Below are 18,204 nucleotides of genomic sequence, written 5' to 3' on the forward strand. Positions count from 1 at the left end.
ATATAGCGGGATTTTCAGGGTTGTGGTGTGAAATCCGGCGCCAGACGGGTGAACAGGCGCGCCAGCCGCTGCGCCCAGGCGCGCTGGCCCTCGTCGGTGGCGATCAGGTCCTGGCGGATTTCCAGCTCCAGGTGCACCAGCCCGCGCGCCTCGCCGTGCACGGGGATGGCGTAGTCGGTGGCGTCGCTGACCGCGTAGGGTTCGTTGTCGCCGACGGTCAGCCCCTCGGCCTCGAGCAGCGGCTTGAGGGCGTGGGCCAGGCGTGCGTCGCGCTGGTAGAGCACGCCGGCGTGCCAGGGCCGCACGATGCCGGCGAACACCGGGGTGAAGCTGTGCATGGCGATCAGGATCGTCGGCTGCCCGCGCGCGGCGCGCGCGTCGAGCTGGCCGCGGATCGCGTCGTGGTAGGGCTGGAAGATCTCCGCGGCCCGCTGCGCGCGCTGCTGCGGGTTGGCGGCGACGTTGGCGGCGATGTCGGTGCCGTCGCTGACCGCGGCGATCGAGCCCGGCGCGTCCAGCGGCCGGTTGCAGTCGATCACCAGGCGCGAATAGGTCTGCAGGATCGCGGTGGCGTCCAGCAGCGCGGCCAGCGCGCGCGTGGTGCCGGCGATGCCGATGTCCCAGCCGATGTGGCGGTCCAGTTCGGCTTGCGGCAGGCCCAGCTGGTCCAGCGCGGCCGGCACGGCCTGGCCGGCGTGGTCGGCGATGAGCAGGTAGGGCGAGGCGCCCTGCGCGCCGATCACGGTGAACGGCGGCGGGTCCTGCGGCCCCAGCAGGGTCGGCTCAGCCACGCGGCGTGCCGTCCAGGTGGTGCTCGATCATCCACAGGCCGGCCCAGAGCTTGGCGTCGAGCTCATAGCCCTCGCTGAGCTTGCCCACCAGCCAGGCCGCGGCCTGCGCGCGCGGGATCTCGTGCACGGTGATGTTCTCGTCCTCGTCGCCGCCGCCGGGACCGACGCGGCGCAGGCCGGTGGCGAGCACGAAGGCGATGCGCTCGTTGGTCGAGCCCGAGGACACCGGCCCGATCAGCAGCACCTCGGCATGCTCGGCGGTCCAGCCGGTTTCTTCCTCCAGCTCGCGGATGGCCGAGACCTCGATCGACTCACCGGCGTGGATGTCGCCGACCAGGCCAGCCGGCATCTCGATGGTCTTGGCCTGCAGCGGCACGCGGAACTGCTCGACGAAGACGATCTTGTCCTGCGGCGTGACGGCGATGATGATCGCCGCCAGTCCGCCGGCGTGGGCGCGCTCGGCGTATTCCCAGGTGCCGCGCCGGATCAGGCGCAGGTACTGGCCGTCGTACATCACTTCTGCGGGTTCGGTCTTGGAACTCATTGGGCCGGCTCGTAGGAGGGGAAATGGGGGGCGTCGTCGTGCGGTGGCGTCCACGGCTGTTCCAGCCCGGAGGCGGCGCGCAGGCGCCGGCGCAGGGTCGGACCGAAGCGCAGCGCTTCGCACAGTGCGTCGAGCAGCTGACCATCGGCCGGCGCGCGCGCGAAGCCGGGCATGATGCCGTCCAGCGGCGCGTCCAGCGCGATGGTGGTCAGCTGGCGCCACAGCAGCGCGTGCTCGCGCTGCTCGCGCAGGCGCAGGGCGACCTGGGCGGCGCCGCGCAGGCGCAGGAAGGCGACTTCGTCGCAGCGCGCCAGCAGCGCGTCCAGGCTGCCGAAGTGCGCCAGCAGGATCGCCGCGGTCTTGGCGCCGATGCCGCTGACGCCAGGGATGTTGTCGATGGCATCGCCGCACAGGGCCAGGTAGTCGGCGATCTGGTGGGCTTCCACGCCATGGCGCGCCTTGACCCCGGCCGCGCCCCAGCGCACACCGCGGGCGAAATCCCACTGCTCGTCGCCTTCGCCCAGCAGCTGGGAGAGGTCCTTGTCGGCCGAGACGATCACCCCGCGGAAGCCCAGCGGCCGCGCCGCGTGCAGGGCGCTGCCGATCAGGTCATCGGCCTCGTACTCGGTGTGGGCCAGCACGTTGAAGCCCAGCGCCGCGCACAGCGCCTTGCAGTGCGCGAACTGGCGCCGCAGCTCGGGCGGCGCCGGCTCGCGGTTGCCCTTGTAGGCCGGATACAGGCCGTGGCGGAAGCAGCTGTTCAGCGCCTCGTCGAAGGCCACCGCGATATGCGTCGGGCGCTGGCGTTCGCCCAGCTCCAGCAGGAAGCGTGCGAAGCCATGCACGGCATTGGTCGGCCAGCCCTCGGCATCGCGGAACTGATCGGGCATCGAGTGCCAGGCCCGGAACACGTACAGGCTGGCATCGACCAGATACAGGTCCTTCATCACGACCCACCTCCGCCGCCATGCCTGGCCCGGCAAGGCCGCACGCAGGCCGGGTGGGGACTAGGCACGTTCGCCGGTCCAGTCGGTGAGCAGGGCCGCCGCGTCCGGGCGCTCGCGCTCGGGGACCTCGATCGTGGCGGTGCCGATATGGATGAAGCCGGCGATGCGCTCGTCCGGGCCCAGGCCCAGTTCGGTGCACACTACCGGATCGCTTGCCGCCCAGCCGGTCAGCCATTGCGCGCCGAAGCCGAGCGCCTGCGCGGCCTGCAGCAGGGCGAAGCACACGCTGCCGGCGGTCAGCCATTGCTCCTCGAGCGGCACTTTGTGACCGGGCTGCAGGCGGGCGACCACGGTGATGATGACGGGCGCGTAAGAAAACCTGCCGCGCTCCTTCTCTAACGCCGCCTCGGAGGCCTGCGGATCCTTCTGCCGCGTGCGGGCTTCCAGCAGCCGGCTCATCGCCGCGCGGGCCTGGCCTTCGATGCGGATGAAGCGCCACGGCACCAGCTTGCCGTGGTCGGGCACGCGGCTGGCGCTCTCCAGCATGCGCAACAGCGTCGGCGTGTCCGGCCCGGGCGCATGAAGCTGCTTTGACGGGACTGAACGGCGCTGGTCGAGCGCTTGCAGCAGTTCTGGGGTCGGCATACGCTGAAGTTTAGCGGCTTGGCACGGTTTTTGAGTGTTGGACAGGTCGACCGGCGCATGCGGCGCCGGTCTCATGGTCATCCGGCCAGGAGATTCTCGAGCGACTTGACGGCACTGACGGGGGCGTGGGATCGGGGCATGTTGAACGGTTTCACCCAGGACAGCAGGCGCGACCGCAATGCGGCGCTGCTGGAGCACGTGCGGCTGTTGGCCGTCGTGCCGCTGGGCGAGATTTTCCAGTCGGTGATGGACGTATTGCCCGCGCGCCTGGATGAACAGGCCGGCAGCGGCGGCGCCTCGCAGATCGACCTGATCGAGGCCAAGCAGGAAGTCCGCCGCCGCCGCGAACACAGCCTGTCGCGCTTCCGCAGCCATCTGGTCAACGCCTGGCAACTGCTGGAACTGGGCCGGCCACTGTCGGTGGAGTACAAGCTGGCCGAGGCCGACCTGGACCGCGATGGCGCCGCGCGCCTGAGCCTGCTCAGCTACCAGGACATGGAGGTGCGCCTGGCGATCCGGCGCATGGCCGACGCCATTGCCGCGCGCTGGCGGACCGAGCTGATGCGGGTGAACCGCTACGTCGGCCTGCTCGCCGGTGGGATCAAGCTCAGCGACGACACGCTGCCGTTCGGCCCGCACCACCTCGGCGCCGGTGTGTTCGACGCCTTCGAGGAGCTGACCCTGGCCCCGGCCGCGCGCCTGGAGATCATCCGCATCTGCGAGGACGAGCTGCAGTCGCGCCTGGGCGTGCTGTATGCCGGGCTGGAACAGCGCCTGATGCAGGTGATCCAGGCCTCAGAGCGCGCGCTGCTGCAGCCGCGTTCGCGCCGGCGCATCCCCAGCGCGCGGCTGATCACCGAGGGTGAGGCCGATGGCGAGCAGGCGCCGGACTGGATCGCGCGCTTCTTCGCCCAGTGGCAGCCGCCGGACGCGGCCGGCGCCGCGCCGGCCGGCAACGAGCACGCCCGCGCGGTGCAGGAGATCCTGCCGGCGGACCTGCACGCGCTGCTGCAGCGCTCGCGCCAGCTCGAGCAGCAGGCCGGCCCGGACGCGCGGCGGGCGCTGTCCCAGCGCGAGCTGCTCTCGGTGCTCTCGCTGCTGCAGTCCATGCCGGAGGAGTCGCCCGCCGGCCCGCGCCCGGTGCGGCTCAAGGACCGGCTGAAGGACGACATCCGCGCCACCGGCGCCAAGCTGGGCATCGACCCGGCGCGGGTGCGGCTGGATCCGGTCGATGAGGACATGCTGGACCTGGTGGCGATGCTGTTCGAGGTGATGCTCGACGAATGCAACCTGCAGGGCCCGGTGCGCCAGGACATGCAGCAGCTGCTGGTGCCCTACGCCAAGGTCGCGCTGCTGAGCCCGGACCTGTTTCTGCGCGAGAACGACCCGCCGCGCCGCCTGCTCAACCTGCTGGCGGATGCGGCCGAATCCCTGGTCGGCGACGAGGCTGCCGAGAAGGCCCTGCGCGCGGAGTTCGACCGCACCGTCGACGCCATCCAGCAGGACTTCGCCGAGCACACCGAGGTGTTCGCCGGCTGGCTGCAGTCCTTCGGCACCGCCTTTGCCAGCTACAAGCGCCGGGTCGAGATCGCCGAGCGCCGCGCCACCGAGCTGCATCGCGCCCAGGAGCGCCGCGAGGAAGCGCGCCGCTTCGCCGACGGCGCCGCCGCCGCGCGGCTGCAGGGCCGCACCCTGCCGCCGGCAATCAGCGATTTCATGACCCGCTACTGGTCGCCCTATGTGGGCATGACCGTGCTGCGCGGGGAGAGCGGCGCGGACGACCTGGCTCAGGCGCTGGCGCTGGCCGATGCGCTGCTGGAGGAACTGGACCTGGCCCGCGTCCACGACCAGGCCCGGCCCTGGCTGGAGCAGCTGCAGCCGGCGCTGACCAAGCTGCTGGACAACCTGGGGCTGAGCCAGGCCGATGCGCAGGCCGCGCGCGCCGCGCTGCGCGATGCGCTGTCCGGCCAGGCCAGCAAGGATGCGGCGGCCCTGTCCGAGCTGCCGCCGCTGCCGCGTCCGCCGCTGATCGCCCAGCCCGAGGCGCCCGCGCCGGCGGCGTGGGAGGAGCCGCACGCGCTGGCCGAGGTCGACGAGGTCACCGCCGACTACTTCCGCCAGCTGCCGATGGGCACCTGGCTGGACTTCGTCTCGCGCAGCGGCAGCGTGCGCGCCGGCAAGCTGAGCTGGATCAGCCCGATCTCGGCGCGGCTGATGTTCGTGGACCGCAGCGGCAGCCGCATGTGCGTGGCCTCGCCCGACGAGCTGTCGGCGATGGCGCAGCTGGATCGCGTGCGCATGCACAGGCACGAGGACGCCTTCTACAGCGCCATGCAGGGCGCCATCGATCAGCTGGAGAACTGAGGCGCTAAGTCCTTGTTTTTGGAGGGACAGGCAGTGGGAGTTCCGTCACGGTTCATGGCCCGGGCTCACACTAGGATGACGCAGCGGTCGGGGACCGCATTCCCCCCAGTCTGACCCCCACGGACACGATGCCCGTATGTCTTCTTACGCCGACTTCCAGCACGGACTGGGACGCAGTCCGCGTCTGCTCGAGCAGGCCCGGCGCACGGTACTGCCCGCGCTGACCAGCGCGTTCGGCGAGGCGCTGGGGCGGTTCGACGATGCCTTGTTCGACCGCGCCGAGCGCGCGGGTCCGGCGCAGATGGCCTTCCTGGACGGCATGCGCGAACTGCGCCGCCAGCGCGAACCCTCCGTGGCCCGCTTCCGCGATCACCTGGAAAAGGCCTGGCGCGCGCTGGAGGACGGTAAGCCGCTGTCGGTCGACACCGCGCTGACCGATGCCAACGTCACCGGCCTGAGCCTGCTGTCGGAGACCGAGCTGGAATCGCGCCTGGCCGCGCGCAACCTGGCCAGCGTGGTCGGCCGCGACTGCCGCCAGGTGCTGCAGCGCCTGGACCGGCGCCTGGCCCTGATCGCCGGGATCGAGGAGCTGGACGCCGAGCACAACCCGATCGGCGCCGAGCACGTGGGCGTGGCCCTGCACGAGGCCTTCGCGCCCTGCGACTTCGCCCTGGAAGTGCGCCTGACCGTGCTCAAGCTGGGCGAACGCGAGCTGGTCCCGCAGCTGGGCCGCATCTACGACACGCTCGATCTGCTGCTGGCCCAGGCCGGGGTGATGCCCGAGCACCCCACCGCCGCGCGCAGGCCGGTGCCGCGTCCGGCCGCGCCGCCGCCGGCGGCGATCCCGGGCCTGGAATCGGTGGAGGTGCGCCAGGCCGCCAGCGAGGGCCAGAGCGCAGTCAACGACGACGACGCGCTGCCCGCATGGATGGCGCGCTTCACCGAGCGCCTGAGCTCGCCCGCGCAGCGCTGGCCCGGCGAGGGCCAGGGCGGCGACGGCTACGGCGCCTGGTCCGGGGCCGAGGCGCCGCTGGCGCCCGGCGCGCAGGGCGTGTTGCTCGAGGCCCTGCACCACCTGCTGCAGGAATCGCGCAGCCACCGCGTCGGCGACGCCGCCGCGGCGGGGCCTGGCGACGGCCGCGGCCAGGGCGTGGAAGGCATGGACAGCCGCTCGCTGTCCAAGCGCGAGATGCTCTCGGTGCTGTCCATGCTGCAGACCACGCCCAGCGACACGCTGCAGGAGGTGGCCACCGGCAGCAGCAGCGAATCGCTGGCCCAGCGCCTGAAGAGCGAGGTCATCCAGAACGCCTCGCGCCTGGGCATGGAGCCGGGCGCCACGCGCCTGTCGCCGGTGGACGAGGACGCCATCGACCTGGTCGGCATGCTGTTCGACGTGATGCTCGACGAGCGCGACCTGGAGACCCACTCGCGCGAGCTGATGGGCAAGCTGGTGGTGCCCTTCGTCAAGGTCGCGCTGCTGGACCGGCGCATGTTCGTGCAGAAGACCCATCCGGCGCGGCGCCTGCTCAACGTGCTGGCCGAGGCCTGCGAGGGCAATACCGGCGAGTCGCAGGCCGACCGCACGCTGCTGGCCAAGGTGGAGGAAGTGGTCGACCGGCTGGTGGCCGAGTTCAACGAGAACCTGGCGATTTTCCAGATGCTGGAGGAGGAGTTCCGCGACTTCCTCGGCCAGCACAAGCGCCGCATCGAGATCGCCGAACGGCGCGCCACCGAGCTGCAGCGCGGCCAGGAGCGGCTGGAGGCGGCGCGGGCGCGCGCCGCGATCGAGCTGACCAAGCGCCTGGAGAGCCGGCGCGTGCCGCAGACGATCGAGGACTTCCTGCGCCAGCCCTGGGCGCACCATCTGACCATGGCCCTGCTGCGCGAGGGCGAGGACAGCCAGATGGCGGACAGCGCCCTGGCCCTGGCCGACGGCGTGCTGCACGAGCTGGCCGAGGCCCAGGCGCAGGTGGTCGGCAAGCCGTGGCTGTCCGAATGGCGGCACGGGCTGATCAAGGTGTTCAGCAGCGTGGGCATGGGCGGCGAGGCCGCCGGCGCGGCGATCGACGCGCTGCACGACACGCTGCAGGCGGTGTCGGTCTCGCGTCCGGACCTGGAACGCGCGCTGCCCGATCTGCCGCCGGTGGCCGAACCGGCCGCGCAGGCCGCCGCGGCCGCGGCGCAGTCGCCCAACCTGGCCCTGGTCGGCGGCACCGACGCGCTGGAGTTCGACAGCGCCGACGCCGAGCATTTCCGCGGGCTGCCGATCGGCACCTGGCTGGACTTCATCGACAAGGACAACAAGGTCCAGGCCGGCAAGCTGTCCTGGGTCAGCCCGATCTCGGCGCGGCTGCTGTTCGTCAACCGCCGTGGCGTGCGCTTCTGCGTGGCCTCGCCCGAGGAGCTGGCGGTGATGGTGCGGCTGGGCCGCCTGCGCCGGCACCGGCACGAGGACGCCTTCGACAGCGCCATGCAGGGCGTGATCGACCGCCTGGACGGCGTGCTGCGCCAGCCCGGTCCGGGCTGAGGGCCGGCCACCGGCGGCGCGGCGCTTTGCTAGCATCGCGGCTCCTTCGATGGCGGGCGCAACCGGGATGACGGTCGAGGTACGGGTGGTGCGGGAGACGGCAGCGGGCGAACGGCGCGTGGCCGCCGTCCCGGAGACCGTGAAGAAGCTCATCGCCGCCGGCGCCGCCGTGCAGGTCGAGTCCGGCGCCGGGGCCGAGGCCGGGTTCCCCGACCAGGCCTATCGCGATGCCGGCGCGGCCGTGGTGGACGCCGGCGCGCCGATCGGCGGCGGGCTGGTGCTGTGCGTGCAATGCCCGCCGGCGCCGGCCATCGCCAATTGGCCGGCCGGCACCGTGCTGGTGGGCATCCTGCATCCGCAGGCCGATGCGGACCGCGCGCAGGCGCTGCAGCGCGCCGGCGTGCTGGCCTTCCCGCTGGAGCGGCTGCCGCGCACCACGCGCGCCCAGGCCATGGACGTGCTCAGCTCGCAGGCCGGCATGGCTGGCTACAAGGCGGTGCTGATCGCGGCCGAGCTGACGCCGCGCTTCTTCCCGATGCTGACCACCGCGGCCGGCACCATCCGGCCCTCCAAGGTGCTGATCGTCGGCGCCGGCGTGGCCGGGCTGCAGGCGATCGCCACCGCGCGCCGGCTGGGCGCGCAGGTGGAAGGCTTCGACGTGCGTCCGGAGACGCGCGAGCAGATCGAATCGCTGGGCGGCAAGTTCCTCGACCTGGGCGTGAGCGCGGCCGGCGAGGGCGGCTATGCGCGCCAGCTCACCGAGGACGAGCGCGCCGAGCAGCAGCGCCGCCTGGCCGAACATCTCAAGAGCGTGGACACCCTGGTGTGCACCGCCGCGGTGCCCGGGCGCCCGGCGCCGAAGATCGTCAGCGCCGCGATGGTGGAAGGCATGCGGCCTGGCAGCGTGATCGTCGACCTGGCGGCCGAGACCGGCGGCAACTGTGAACTGACCCAGCCCGGCCAGACCGTGACCACGGAGGGCGGCGTGACCGTCGCCGGGCCGCTCAACCTGGCCAGCCTGGGCGCGGTGCACGCCAGCGAGATGTATGCGCGCAACGTCTACAACTTCGTGGCGCTGTTCCTGAAGGGCGATGCCCTCTCGTTCGACTGGGAGGACGAGCTGCTGGCCAAGACGCGGTGGCAGGCCGAGGCCGTGCCGGCCTGAAGACGGCCGGCACGTCCCTCACCTGTAGAGCGGAGCTTGCTCCGCTGCTCTTCGGTGGGATCAATCGGGGAAGCCCCAGCGGAGCGAGCTCCGCTCTACGAGTGGGAGCCGGCATGCCGGCGATGCGGCTTTACCGAGAGACCGATCGCCGCCACTGGCCCGAAGGCCACGAACACGGCGCACACCGTCAATCCGGATCGTCTTCCGGCGACGGCGGGTGGGCGCGGACCCAGTCCTCGCGCTGCTGCGGCGTCATGGCGTCCCACTGGTCGCGCAGCTGCTTGCGCTGGGCCGGGGGCAGGGTGCGCATCCGGTCGAACAGGGCGCGGGCCTGGTCGCGCTGCTCGGGACTCATGCGCTCGTAGCGCTCCATGCCGCGCTTGGCCTGGTCGCGCTGCTGCGGGCTCATGCGCTGCCAACGCTGGGCGTGGTCCATCATCCGGCCGCGCCGGGACGGGTCGTCGTTCCAGCGATCGCGCAGCTGCGAGACCAGCACGTCGCGCTGCTGCGCGGTGAGCTGGTCCCAGGCCGGCCAGTTCTGCTGCGGCCCCTGGTCGCCCGGGGGCGGCGGAGGCGGGGGCGGCGGACGACGGTCCTGCGCGGTGGCCGTGACGGAGCACAACGCGAGCAGCAACAGCAGCAGGGGGGAAGCAAAGCGGCGCATGGGCGTCATTCCATCTTGGTGTCCGAGGCCCCCAGCCAGACGTACAGGTCCGGGTTCTGGTCCAGCACGTCGGCGGTGCTGACGTAGGCGTCGGTGGCATCGGAAGGCAGGGTGGCCTGCACGGCCAGCACCTGGTGGGTGGCGCTGGACGAAACGGCCGGGGAAGAAGGCGGCATCAGCCGGGCGGCGGCGGCCACCGCCAGCACGGCCGCCAACGCGCTGGCGCCCAGCCAGGCGTAGCCGCGCGGCCGCCGCGCGCGACCGGCGCCGTGGCGCGCATCGCGCAGCCGCGCGAGCGTCTGCGGCGACAGCGCCTGCAGCGAGGCGGCATGGCACTGGCGCATGCGGTGGTCGAAGTCGGACGGGGCGTTCATCGGAACTCCTCCAGTTGTTTCTGCAGAGCGTCGCGCGCACGCGACAGATGCGTCTTGACCGAGCCTTCCGAGCAGCCCATCGCGCGCGCGGTCTGGGCCACGTCCAGCTCCTCCAGCACGCGCAGGGTGAAGGCCTCGCGCTGGCGGGCGGGCAGGCCGCGCAGGGCCTCGACCAGGCGCGCATAGCCTTCGCGCTGGTCGTGGGTGTCGGCCGGGCCGGCATGCGGATCGGCCCAGTCGATGAGCGACTCCTCGCTGCGCTCGCTGGCCGGCACCATCCAGCGCAGGCGGAAGCGCCCGCGGCGCTGCAGGTCGATCATGCGCCGGCGCAGGATGCTCCAGAACAGCGGCGTCCATTCGGCGGCGGGTTTGTCGGCGTAGGTCAGCATCTTGATCATCGCATCCTGGACCGCGTCCAAGGCGTCCTCGCGGCTGCGCAGCCCGGCCTCGGCGAAGCGGAAGGCGCGGGTGGAAATGCCGCCCAGGAACGCCTCCAGCGAGGCCGGGGGCACGGCGGGCGCAGGCGATTGGATGTCGGGTGGATCGGGGAGCAGGGGACTCACCAGCACGAGGATAGCCAACGCAGCACGGTTACCGGAGCAAACGCGCCGCGCGCGGCGCGGTTGACCGGCGCGGCGGGCCCGGTCAGGTCGCGGTTATGATGCGCCCCGCCCCGGTCGGTGCCGGGCGCGGGTCCATGAGGAGCGCGGTTCCATGATCGACGGCTTCGTTGCGCTGTACATCTTCATGCTGGCGGCCATCGCCGGCCACGTCATCATCTCGCGCGTGCCGGTGATCCTGCACACGCCGCTGATGTCCGGTTCCAACTTCATCCACGGCATCGTGCTGATCGGCGCGATGGTGGTGCTGGGCCATGCCGACACCACGCTGGAGAAGGCGCTGGGCTTCGTCGCGGTGCTGCTGGGCGCGGGCAACGCCGCCGGCGGCTACGTGGTGACCGAGCGGATGCTGGACATGTTCAAGCCCAGCCGCAAACCCGGGGACACGCCGTGAACCCGATCACCGTGGGCGTGCTGGACTGGGTGGTCAGCGCGAGCTATCTGGTGGCGGCCACGCTGTTCCTGCTGGGCCTGCAGCGCATGGCCTCGCCGGTGACCGCGCGCAGCGGCATCCGCTGGGCCGGCGCGGGCATGCTGCTGGCCACCGGCGCCACGTTCTTCCTGCCGGGCCTGCACAACCTGGCGCTGATCGTGCTGGCGATGGCGATCGGCGTCGGCGCGGCCTGGATCTCGGCCAAGAAGGTGGCCATCACCGACATGCCGCAGATGGTGGCGCTGTACAACGGCATGGGCGGCGGCTCGGCCGCGGCCATCGGCGCGGTGGAGCTGCTGCGCTACGCCTTCATCGTCCATCGCGACACGTCCAACTGGAGCGAGGCCGCCGTGGCCCAGCTGGCCGCGCGTGCGCCCGGAGCGACCACGCTGGCGCTGGCGGTGATCGGCTCGGCCATCGGCGCGGTGTCGCTGTCCGGCTCGGTGATCGCCTGGGCCAAGCTGGACGGGCGCCTGGACCGGCGCGTGACCTTCCCGGGCCAGCAGCTGTTCAACCTGGGCGTGGCGCTGGCGGTGGTCGCGCTGGGCGTGTGGGCGGCGGTGTCGCTGTCGCCGCTGGCGATCGTGGCCTTCTTCGTGGCCGCGCTGGCGCTGGGCGTGCTGATGACCCTGCCCATCGGCGGGGCGGACATGCCGGTGGTGATCTCGCTGTACAACGCCTTCACCGGCCTGGCGGTGTCCTTCGAGGGCTATGTGCTGGGCAACGAGGCGCTGATCATCGCCGGCATGATGGTCGGTGCGGCCGGCATCCTGCTGACCCGGCTGATGGCCAAGGCGATGAACCGCCCGGTCAGCGGCGTGCTGTTCTCCAACTTCGGCGGCGGCGGCGCGGCCGCCGAGATCAGCGGCACGCAGAAGCCGATCGAGGCCGGCGACGTGGCGGCGATGATGGCCTACGCCGAGCGCGTGGTGATCGTGCCCGGCTACGGCATGGCCGTGGCCCAGGCCCAGCACAAGATCTGGGAACTGGCCCAGCGCCTGATCGCGCGCGGGGTGAAGGTGAAGTTCGCCATCCATCCGGTCGCCGGGCGCATGCCCGGGCACATGAACGTGCTGCTGGCCGAGGCGGGCGTGCCCTACGACCTGATCGCCGACATGGACGACATCAACCCCGAGTTCCCCAACACCGACGTGTCGCTGGTGATCGGCGCCAACGACGTGGTCAACCCGGTCGCCAAGACCGATCCGGCCAGCCCGATCTACGGCATGCCGATCCTGGACGTGGTCGAGTCCCGCAACGTCATCGTGATCAAGCGCGGCAAGGGCACCGGCTTTGCCGGCATCGAGAACGCGCTGTTCTACGCCGACAACACGCGCATGCTCTACGGCGACGGCGCGGAGATGGCCAGCGCGCTGGTGAGCGAACTCAAGGCGCTCGACGGCGGCCACTGAGCCACCGGCAGCACCTGCGCGCTGGCCGTCAGCGCGCCAGCACCGCCGCCACGATCACCGCCAGCGCCATCAGCGCCCAGTCCAGCGGCGTGGTGGCCAGCGTGATCAGGGTCCAGGCCAGGTGCGCGCCGAGCTTGCCGGCCGATTCCTGCGGCGTCACGCCCATCATCACGCCTACCTGCAGCACCACGATGCCCCAGTTGGCCCAGGCCACCGTCAGCAGGGTCAGCAGGCCGGCCCACAGCGCGCGCCACGCGCCGGGCGCCATGCCGCCGGCGCGCAGCAGCCAGGCCGCGGTCAGCGCCGGCAGCAGCGCCATCCAGCCGCACTGGCGGTCCAGCCAGGCGGCCAGGCCGATCCACATCAGCGATTGCAGCAGGGCCAGCAGCGCGAAGACGACCAGGGCGGTCAGCGGAGGGAAGCGAACGGACGGGGCGGGCATCGGCAACGGCGCGCAGGGCAATCGGACAAGCATACCTGTCCCGGCCGGCGCGATCGGCCCGCAACGCTGTGGCGCGCGGCGTGGCGCCGTGGCCGGGCGATGCGCCGGGTAGAATGCGCGCTTGCCTCGCGGCCCCGCGTCCCCATTTCTCCCCCATGTATTCCAGCAGCAGCGAACCGGTCCAGTTCGAGCGTGATTGCGCCGCCGTCATGGTGCCCGCCGGCGAGTCGGTGACGCTCCCGGCCGGCACCTACGGCTACATCACCCAGGCCCTGGGCGGCAGTTACACCGTCTTCGTCGAAGGCAACCTGTTCCGCATCGCGGGCAAGGACGCCGATGCGCTGGGCAAGGAGCCGCCCGAGCCGCTGGAACTGGACGACAACGCCAGCGACGAGCAGGTCGAGCAGCTGGTCTGGCGCCAGCTGCGCACCTGCTTCGACCCGGAGATCCCGTTCAACATCGTCGATCTGGGCCTGGTCTACGAGGTCGACCTGCGCCATCGCGACGGTGGGCAGCGCGAGGTGGGCGTCAAGATGACCCTGACCGCGCCCGGCTGCGGCATGGGCGAGATCCTGGTCGACGACGTGCGCAGCAAGCTGGAGATGATCCCCACCGTCACCGAGGCCGATGTCGAGCTGGTGTTCGACCCGCCGTGGAACCGCACGATGATGTCCGAGGCTGCGCGCCTGGAAACCGGCATGCTGTAAGGCGCCGCGCCGGGGCCGGCGCATTGGTTGCGTGTGGTCGCGTCGGGTGAATCGCCGCGCGCGCGGCGCTATCCTTGCCGGGTTTTGTCCTCCAGCAAGGTCGCGGTCCATGTCTTCGTCCCAGGCTTTCACCGTCCAGCCCTCCGCCGCCGCGCGCAGCGATGCCGATCGCCAGGCGATCCTCGCCGCACCGGGCTTCGGCAACCACTTCACCGACCACATGGTCGCCATCCGCTGGACGCGCGCCGACGGCTGGCACGACGCCCGCGTGCAGCCCTACGGTCCGCTGTCGCTGGATCCGGCCGCCTCGGTGCTGCACTACGGCCAGGAGATCTTCGAAGGCATCAAGGCCTATCGCCACGCCGATGGCTCGATCTGGACCTTCCGTCCGCAGGCCAACGGCGCGCGCCTGCAGCGCTCGGCCAAGCGCCTGGCGCTGCCGGAGCTGCCGGTGGAGCTGTTCGTCGAGTCGCTGCGCCAGCTGATCGCCGTCGACGGCGCCTGGGTGCCCTCGGCGCCGGAGACCAGCCTGTACTTCCGTCCCTTCATGATCGCCGACGAGGCCTTCCTTGGCGTGCGCGCGGCGCAGAAGGCGTCCTACTACGTCATCGCCAGCCCGGCCGGCCCGTACTTCACCAAGGGCGTGGCGCCGGTGTCGATCTGGCTGTCCACCGACTATGCGCGCGCCGGCAAGGGCGGCACCGGCGCAGCCAAGTGCGGCGGCAACTACGCCGCCTCGCTGCTGCCGCAGACCATCGCCCAGGCCCAGGGCTGCTCGCAGGTGCTGTTCCTGGACCCGGTCGAGGGCAAGTACATCGAGGAACTGGGCGGCATGAACGTGTTCCTGGTCTTCGCCGACGGCCGCCTGGTCACCCCGGCGCTGTCCGGCAGCATCCTGGAAGGCATCACCCGTGAATCCATCCTGCAGCTGGCGCGCGACCGCGGCCTGCAGGTCGAGGAGCGCAAGGTCTCCATCGACGAGTGGAAGCAGGGCGTGGCCGACGGCACGATCTCCGAGGTCTTCGCCTGCGGCACCGCCGCGGTGGTCACCCCGATCGGCGAGCTGAAGGGCGAGGGCTTCGCCGTAGGCAGCCCGGACGCGCCGGCCGGCGAAGTCACCATGTCGCTGCGCAAGGAGCTGACCGACATCCAGTACGGCCGCCTGCCGGACCGCCACGGCTGGCTGGTGCGCCTGGATGCCTGATCGCAGGCCCTGACGCGCCGCAGCAAGCGGCCCCCGACGCCCGGCCTCGCGCCGGGCGTCGTCGTTTGCGGCGGGGGATGTCTCGCCGAGGTCGCGGAATGACGCGCGCAGGCCTTGAAAAGCCAGGGCGAGACAGGTTGCGACAGCAACGGATCGCATCCTGATGGTTTCACGGCGCGTCCAAATAAGTTTTTTTCATGACGCACTCGGTCACAAAATGACATCGAGGCCATCTCGCGCGACATTCACCTCGGTTAGGTTTCGGTCAGGTTCGCCACAACGGCAAACCCGTCCGCCGGAGGTCACACGCGCTGCAGTCCACGCCAACAGCCCCGATGTGGCCGTGGGTCATCGCCGGTTCTTCTCCGCGCCAAGCGCGGTCTACTCAAGCGAAAAAGGAATTCACGATGTCCGATGTTGTGTCCAAGCGTCGTCTGCAGCTGCGTGCCCTGACCGCCGCAACCGCCATCGCGTTGTCCACGATGGTGTTGTCCCCGGCGATGGCCCAGGGTCGGGTCAACCTCAGCGGCCTGCAGTCGACCGAGCAGCAGGGATTCCAGCGTTTCATCGTCAAGTACCGTGACGGCAGCACCAAGGCGACCAGCGACGCGTCGCTGACCCAGTCCCTGAGCAGCGCCGCGCGCGTCGTGCCCTCGGCGCAGGGCGCGGCCCTGGGGCTGCGGCACCTGCGCCGCACCGCGGTGGGCTCGGACGTGCTGGTGGCCAGCCGCAAGCTGGACCGGGCCGACGCCGAAACCCTGATGCGCCAGCTGGCCGTCGATCCGGACGTGGAGTACGTCGAGGTCGACAAGCTCAACCATGCCACGCTCACGCCCAACGACACCCGCTTCGGCGACCAGTGGGACCTGGGCACCGGCACCGGCGGCATCTACGCCACCACCGCGTGGGACGTGACCAACGGCGCGGGCACGGTGGTGGCGGTGCTCGATACCGGCATCACTTCGCATTCGGACCTCAATGCGAACGTCCTGTCCGGCTACGATTTCATCGCCGACACCTTCGTGGCCAACGATGGCAACGGGCGCGACTCCGATGCCTCCGATCCGGGCGACGCCTATGCGGCCAACGAGTGCGGCGCCGGCATCGGCGCCTCCAACTCCAGCTGGCACGGCACGCACGTGGCCGGCACCATCGCCGCGGTCACCAACAACAGCAAGGGCGTGGCCGGTATCGCCTATGGCGCGAAGGTCCTGCCCGTGCGTGTGCTGGGCAAGTGCGGCGGCTACGACTCGGATATCGCCGACGCGATCATCTGGGCCTCCGGCGGCACGGTCAGCGGCGTGCCGGCCAACCAGAACCCGGCGGAGGTGATCAACCTGAGCCTGGGCGGCAGCGGCGCCTGCGGCAGCACGACCCAATCGGCGATCAACAGCGCCGTGTCGCGCGGGACCACGCTGGTGATCGCCGCGGGCAACGACAACACCAACGTCTCCAACGCCAGCCCGGCCAACTGCAACAACGTCATCGCCGTGGGTGCCACCACCAGCAGCGGTGCGCGGGCCAGCTACTCCAACTACGGCTCGCTGGTGGACATCGCCGCGCCGGGCTCGAACATTCTTTCCACGCTCAATTCCGGCACCACCTCGCCGGGTTCGGAGACCTACGCCTCCTACAGCGGTACCTCGATGGCCACTCCGCACGTGGCGGCCGTGGTGGCGCTGATGCAGTCGGTGGCCAATCCGGCGCTGACCCCGGCCCAGGTCGAGACGATCCTGAAGAACACCGCGCGGGCCTTCCCGTCCACGCCTTCGCAGCCGATCGGTGCGGGCATCGTGCAGGCGCGCGCGGCGGTGGATGCGGCCAAGGCCGGCGGTAGCAGTGGCGGCGGCGGTAGCAGTGGTTCGACGCTCACCAATGGCGTGGCGGTGACCGGGCTGTCGGCCAGCACCGGCAACTCGGTCAACTACACGCTCAACGTGCCGGCCGGCGCCACCAACCTGAAGTTCACCATCAGCGGTGGCTCGGGCGATGCGGACCTGTATGTGAGGTTCGGCAGTGCGCCGACCGATTCGACCTACGCCTGCCGGCCGTACAAGTCGGGTAATTCGGAGAGCTGCAGCTTCGCCTCGCCGCAGACCGGGACCTACTACGTGCGGGTCAAGGCCTACTCGACCTATTCGGGCGTGCAGCTGACCGGGAGCTACACCCCGTAATCCGTCACCAGGTTCGCAGGGTCGCGCAAGGATTGCGCGGGGTAAAGGACGCCCACCCTGCGCCGTAAGGAAGCGCGCAACGAAACGACCCGCCGGAGCAGGGATGCCCGGCGGGTTTTTTTGTTGTTCCACTGGAGTGCGGGTGCGTGCGCTACGACGAGCGCACTTCGCCCGCCAGCCTTGATCCGGCCGGGCGCGGCTCCTCGGCTCAGTCCGCCGACGCCGGGATGGGAAAGGACTGACCGCGCCTCGTGCTTTGGTGGGAGCCGCCATGGCGGCGATGAGGCTCGGCCGGGCAATGCTTGAGCAGCGCTGAAGCTTTGATGAGAAAAGCCCATCGCCGCCATGGCGGCTCCCACGCTGACTGGGGTCCGCACCCAACCGGTAGAGGCCCTCTGCGGATGGATCGGGGCTTCTTTCGAACCGAAGCCTCAACACATGACGCGCGAGGCAGCGGGCCGGCGGGCAGGGGGCGCGCCTAGCGAGGCAGGAGCCGAGCGCCCGAATCAGGGCAGGATGCCCTGATTGAGGGATAAGCGGCCACTGCCCGCCGGACCGCTGCCCTTCCGAAGTAGGGCGCTCAGGCGATGTGCTCCCTCAATCTGGAGTAGATCTTTCAGGTTCCCGTGGTGGGAAGTCCGGCCGCGCGCGAGCCTCCGCTGACAGCTACGCCTGCCTCAGGCCGGTTCGAAGCGGTTGGCCGCCACGTTCTTGCGCACATGGCGCGGATCCCAGATGCGGCCGTTCATGGCGATCCACACGCCTTCCGGCGCGGACTGCACCGCACCGACCGCGCAGCCGATGTTGAACTCGGCGTCCGATCCGCGGAAACCGGCTGGGTTGAGCGCACCGGTGAGCACGATCACGCGGTTCTCCAGCGAGGCCAGCGCCTGCGCGGTCTGCACCATCGAGTCGGTGCCATGGGTGATCAGCACATGCCGCGCGGACTGCGCGGCGATGGTGGCGCGCATCAGCTCGCGGTCGGCGTCGGTGATGTGCAGCGAATCCTTGCGGATGATCGGGATCACCGTGAAGCGGAACGCGACGCCCAGCTCCTTGAGGATGCGACCGATCTGCGGCTCGCCGACCTGATAGTCAGACTTGTCGTCGAAGTAGATCTTGTCGATGGTGCCGCCGGTGGTGACGATGAGCAGATCGTCCATGGGCGAGGAAAGAGCGTTCACGGCGTGG

At 70.9% G+C, this 18,204-nt stretch carries 17 protein-coding genes; 8 read left to right on the forward strand and 9 right to left on the reverse strand.

The window, feature by feature from the left end; all coding sequences use genetic code 11:
• Positions 1 to 14: 14 nt before the first annotated feature.
• From QE438_RS00665 to QE438_RS00680, 4 genes are read right to left on the reverse strand one after another with little or no spacing between them, the layout of a single operon-like run.
• Positions 15 to 791: an N-formylglutamate amidohydrolase gene (locus tag QE438_RS00665; protein ID WP_306993218.1), complete on the reverse strand. Its 777-nt coding sequence runs from the start codon at positions 789 to 791 to the stop codon at positions 15 to 17.
• Positions 784 to 1,335 carry an NUDIX hydrolase gene (locus tag QE438_RS00670; protein WP_306993216.1) on the reverse strand — a complete coding sequence of 184 codons (552 nt, stop codon included), beginning with the start codon at positions 1,333 to 1,335 and terminating at the stop codon, positions 784 to 786. Before QE438_RS00670 ends, QE438_RS00665 begins: the two co-directional genes overlap by 8 nt.
• On the reverse strand, positions 1,332 to 2,282 hold the full coding sequence (locus QE438_RS00675; protein ID WP_306993214.1) for a 5'-3' exonuclease H3TH domain-containing protein: 951 nt from the start codon (positions 2,280 to 2,282) through the stop codon (positions 1,332 to 1,334). The genes QE438_RS00670 and QE438_RS00675 overlap by 4 nt, the downstream gene beginning before the upstream one ends.
• A 60-nt stretch (positions 2,283 to 2,342) precedes the next feature.
• Entirely contained in the window at positions 2,343 to 2,927 is a 585-nt protein-coding gene (locus tag QE438_RS00680) for a nitroreductase (protein ID WP_306996196.1), read from the reverse strand.
• Between the two features lie 138 nt (positions 2,928 to 3,065).
• Between QE438_RS00680 and QE438_RS00685 the strand changes: the two genes are divergently transcribed.
• The 3 genes from QE438_RS00685 (at position 3,066) to QE438_RS00695 (ending at position 8,983) form a co-directional block, all read left to right on the forward strand.
• Positions 3,066 to 5,291, forward strand: coding sequence for a DUF1631 family protein (locus tag QE438_RS00685; protein WP_306993212.1), 2,226 nt, complete (start codon positions 3,066 to 3,068; stop codon positions 5,289 to 5,291).
• A 136-nt stretch (positions 5,292 to 5,427) separates the two neighbouring features.
• Positions 5,428 to 7,818: a DUF1631 domain-containing protein gene (locus QE438_RS00690; RefSeq protein WP_306993210.1), complete on the forward strand. Its 2,391-nt coding sequence runs from the start codon at positions 5,428 to 5,430 to the stop codon at positions 7,816 to 7,818.
• A gap of 67 nt (positions 7,819 to 7,885) precedes the next feature.
• On the forward strand, positions 7,886 to 8,983 hold the full coding sequence (locus tag QE438_RS00695) for an NAD(P) transhydrogenase subunit alpha (RefSeq protein WP_306993207.1): 1,098 nt from the start codon (positions 7,886 to 7,888) through the stop codon (positions 8,981 to 8,983).
• 187 nt (positions 8,984 to 9,170) lie between these two features.
• On the opposite strand, the gene QE438_RS00700 is transcribed toward QE438_RS00695, so the two are convergent.
• The 3 genes from QE438_RS00700 to QE438_RS00710 are packed head-to-tail and all read right to left on the reverse strand — an operon-like array spanning position 9,171 to position 10,584.
• Positions 9,171 to 9,656, reverse strand: a complete 486-nt coding sequence (locus QE438_RS00700; RefSeq protein ID WP_130523391.1) for a DUF3106 domain-containing protein — start codon at positions 9,654 to 9,656, stop codon at positions 9,171 to 9,173.
• Complete coding sequence (locus QE438_RS00705; protein ID WP_130528899.1) at positions 9,653 to 10,021, reverse strand: hypothetical protein; 369 nt, start codon at positions 10,019 to 10,021, stop codon at positions 9,653 to 9,655. The genes QE438_RS00700 and QE438_RS00705 overlap by 4 nt, the downstream gene beginning before the upstream one ends.
• The gene (locus tag QE438_RS00710; RefSeq protein ID WP_228257775.1) at positions 10,018 to 10,584 is read right to left on the reverse strand and encodes an RNA polymerase sigma factor; all 567 of its coding nucleotides are present in this window, start codon (positions 10,582 to 10,584) and stop codon (positions 10,018 to 10,020) included. The genes QE438_RS00705 and QE438_RS00710 overlap by 4 nt, the downstream gene beginning before the upstream one ends.
• 151 nt (positions 10,585 to 10,735) lie before the next feature.
• Here QE438_RS00710 and QE438_RS00715 point away from each other — a divergent pair, with 151 nt between their 5' ends.
• Both QE438_RS00715 and QE438_RS00720 read left to right on the forward strand, forming a co-directional pair.
• The gene (locus tag QE438_RS00715; RefSeq protein ID WP_130533625.1) at positions 10,736 to 11,035 is read left to right on the forward strand and encodes an NAD(P) transhydrogenase subunit alpha; all 300 of its coding nucleotides are present in this window, start codon (positions 10,736 to 10,738) and stop codon (positions 11,033 to 11,035) included.
• Positions 11,032 to 12,486 (forward strand): NAD(P)(+) transhydrogenase (Re/Si-specific) subunit beta, encoded by a 1,455-nt coding sequence (locus QE438_RS00720; protein WP_306993205.1) that lies wholly within the window; start codon positions 11,032 to 11,034, stop codon positions 12,484 to 12,486. The genes QE438_RS00715 and QE438_RS00720 overlap by 4 nt, the downstream gene beginning before the upstream one ends.
• A 28-nt stretch (positions 12,487 to 12,514) precedes the next feature.
• Here the strand turns inward: QE438_RS00720 and QE438_RS00725 are convergent, their stop codons facing one another.
• Entirely contained in the window at positions 12,515 to 12,928 is a 414-nt protein-coding gene (locus tag QE438_RS00725; RefSeq protein ID WP_130515891.1) for a hypothetical protein, read from the reverse strand.
• A 155-nt stretch (positions 12,929 to 13,083) separates the two neighbouring features.
• Here QE438_RS00725 and sufT point away from each other — a divergent pair, with 155 nt between their 5' ends.
• The 3 genes from sufT to QE438_RS00740 all read left to right on the forward strand — a co-directional run bounded on the left by sufT (position 13,084) and on the right by QE438_RS00740 (position 17,013).
• Entirely contained in the window at positions 13,084 to 13,635 is a 552-nt protein-coding gene (gene sufT / locus QE438_RS00730; RefSeq protein WP_306993203.1) for a putative Fe-S cluster assembly protein SufT, read from the forward strand.
• A gap of 109 nt (positions 13,636 to 13,744) precedes the next feature.
• Positions 13,745 to 14,839 carry a branched-chain amino acid aminotransferase gene (locus QE438_RS00735; protein ID WP_306993201.1) on the forward strand — a complete coding sequence of 365 codons (1,095 nt, stop codon included), beginning with the start codon at positions 13,745 to 13,747 and terminating at the stop codon, positions 14,837 to 14,839.
• Positions 14,840 to 15,246: 407 nt separating this feature from the next.
• The gene (locus QE438_RS00740; protein ID WP_306993199.1) at positions 15,247 to 17,013 is read left to right on the forward strand and encodes a S8 family peptidase; all 1,767 of its coding nucleotides are present in this window, start codon (positions 15,247 to 15,249) and stop codon (positions 17,011 to 17,013) included.
• Between the two features lie 677 nt (positions 17,014 to 17,690).
• On the opposite strand, the gene QE438_RS00745 is transcribed toward QE438_RS00740, so the two are convergent.
• Complete coding sequence (locus QE438_RS00745) at positions 17,691 to 18,176, reverse strand: asparaginase domain-containing protein (protein ID WP_306993196.1); 486 nt, start codon at positions 18,174 to 18,176, stop codon at positions 17,691 to 17,693.
• Positions 18,177 to 18,204 lie beyond the last annotated feature (28 nt).

Source organism: Pseudoxanthomonas sp. SORGH_AS_0997, from assembly GCF_031453535.1.
Lineage (GTDB): Bacteria > Pseudomonadota > Gammaproteobacteria > Xanthomonadales > Xanthomonadaceae > Pseudoxanthomonas_A > Pseudoxanthomonas_A winnipegensis.

What these genes read in the sequence shown, in the direction of transcription:
- QE438_RS00670 (WP_306993216.1), bottom strand. Translation starts at nt 1,335, where the DNA reads ATGAGTTCCAAGACCGAACCCGCAGAAGTGATGTACGACGGCCAGTAC.
- QE438_RS00675 (WP_306993214.1), bottom strand. Translation starts at nt 2,282, where the DNA reads ATGAAGGACCTGTATCTGGTCGATGCCAGCCTGTACGTGTTCCGGGCC.
- QE438_RS00680 (WP_306996196.1), bottom strand. Translation starts at nt 2,927, where the DNA reads ATGCCGACCCCAGAACTGCTGCAAGCGCTCGACCAGCGCCGTTCAGTC.
- QE438_RS00685 (WP_306993212.1), top strand. Translation starts at nt 3,066, where the DNA reads ATGTTGAACGGTTTCACCCAGGACAGCAGGCGCGACCGCAATGCGGCG.
- QE438_RS00690 (WP_306993210.1), top strand. Translation starts at nt 5,428, where the DNA reads ATGTCTTCTTACGCCGACTTCCAGCACGGACTGGGACGCAGTCCGCGT.
- QE438_RS00695 (WP_306993207.1), top strand. Translation starts at nt 7,886, where the DNA reads ATGACGGTCGAGGTACGGGTGGTGCGGGAGACGGCAGCGGGCGAACGG.
- QE438_RS00700 (WP_130523391.1), bottom strand. Translation starts at nt 9,656, where the DNA reads ATGACGCCCATGCGCCGCTTTGCTTCCCCCCTGCTGCTGTTGCTGCTC.
- QE438_RS00705 (WP_130528899.1), bottom strand. Translation starts at nt 10,021, where the DNA reads ATGAACGCCCCGTCCGACTTCGACCACCGCATGCGCCAGTGCCATGCC.
- QE438_RS00715 (WP_130533625.1), top strand. Translation starts at nt 10,736, where the DNA reads ATGATCGACGGCTTCGTTGCGCTGTACATCTTCATGCTGGCGGCCATC.
- QE438_RS00725 (WP_130515891.1), bottom strand. Translation starts at nt 12,928, where the DNA reads ATGCCCGCCCCGTCCGTTCGCTTCCCTCCGCTGACCGCCCTGGTCGTC.
- sufT (WP_306993203.1), top strand. Translation starts at nt 13,084, where the DNA reads ATGTATTCCAGCAGCAGCGAACCGGTCCAGTTCGAGCGTGATTGCGCC.
- QE438_RS00735 (WP_306993201.1), top strand. Translation starts at nt 13,745, where the DNA reads ATGTCTTCGTCCCAGGCTTTCACCGTCCAGCCCTCCGCCGCCGCGCGC.
- QE438_RS00740 (WP_306993199.1), top strand. Translation starts at nt 15,247, where the DNA reads ATGTCCGATGTTGTGTCCAAGCGTCGTCTGCAGCTGCGTGCCCTGACC.
- QE438_RS00745 (WP_306993196.1), bottom strand. Translation starts at nt 18,176, where the DNA reads ATGGACGATCTGCTCATCGTCACCACCGGCGGCACCATCGACAAGATC.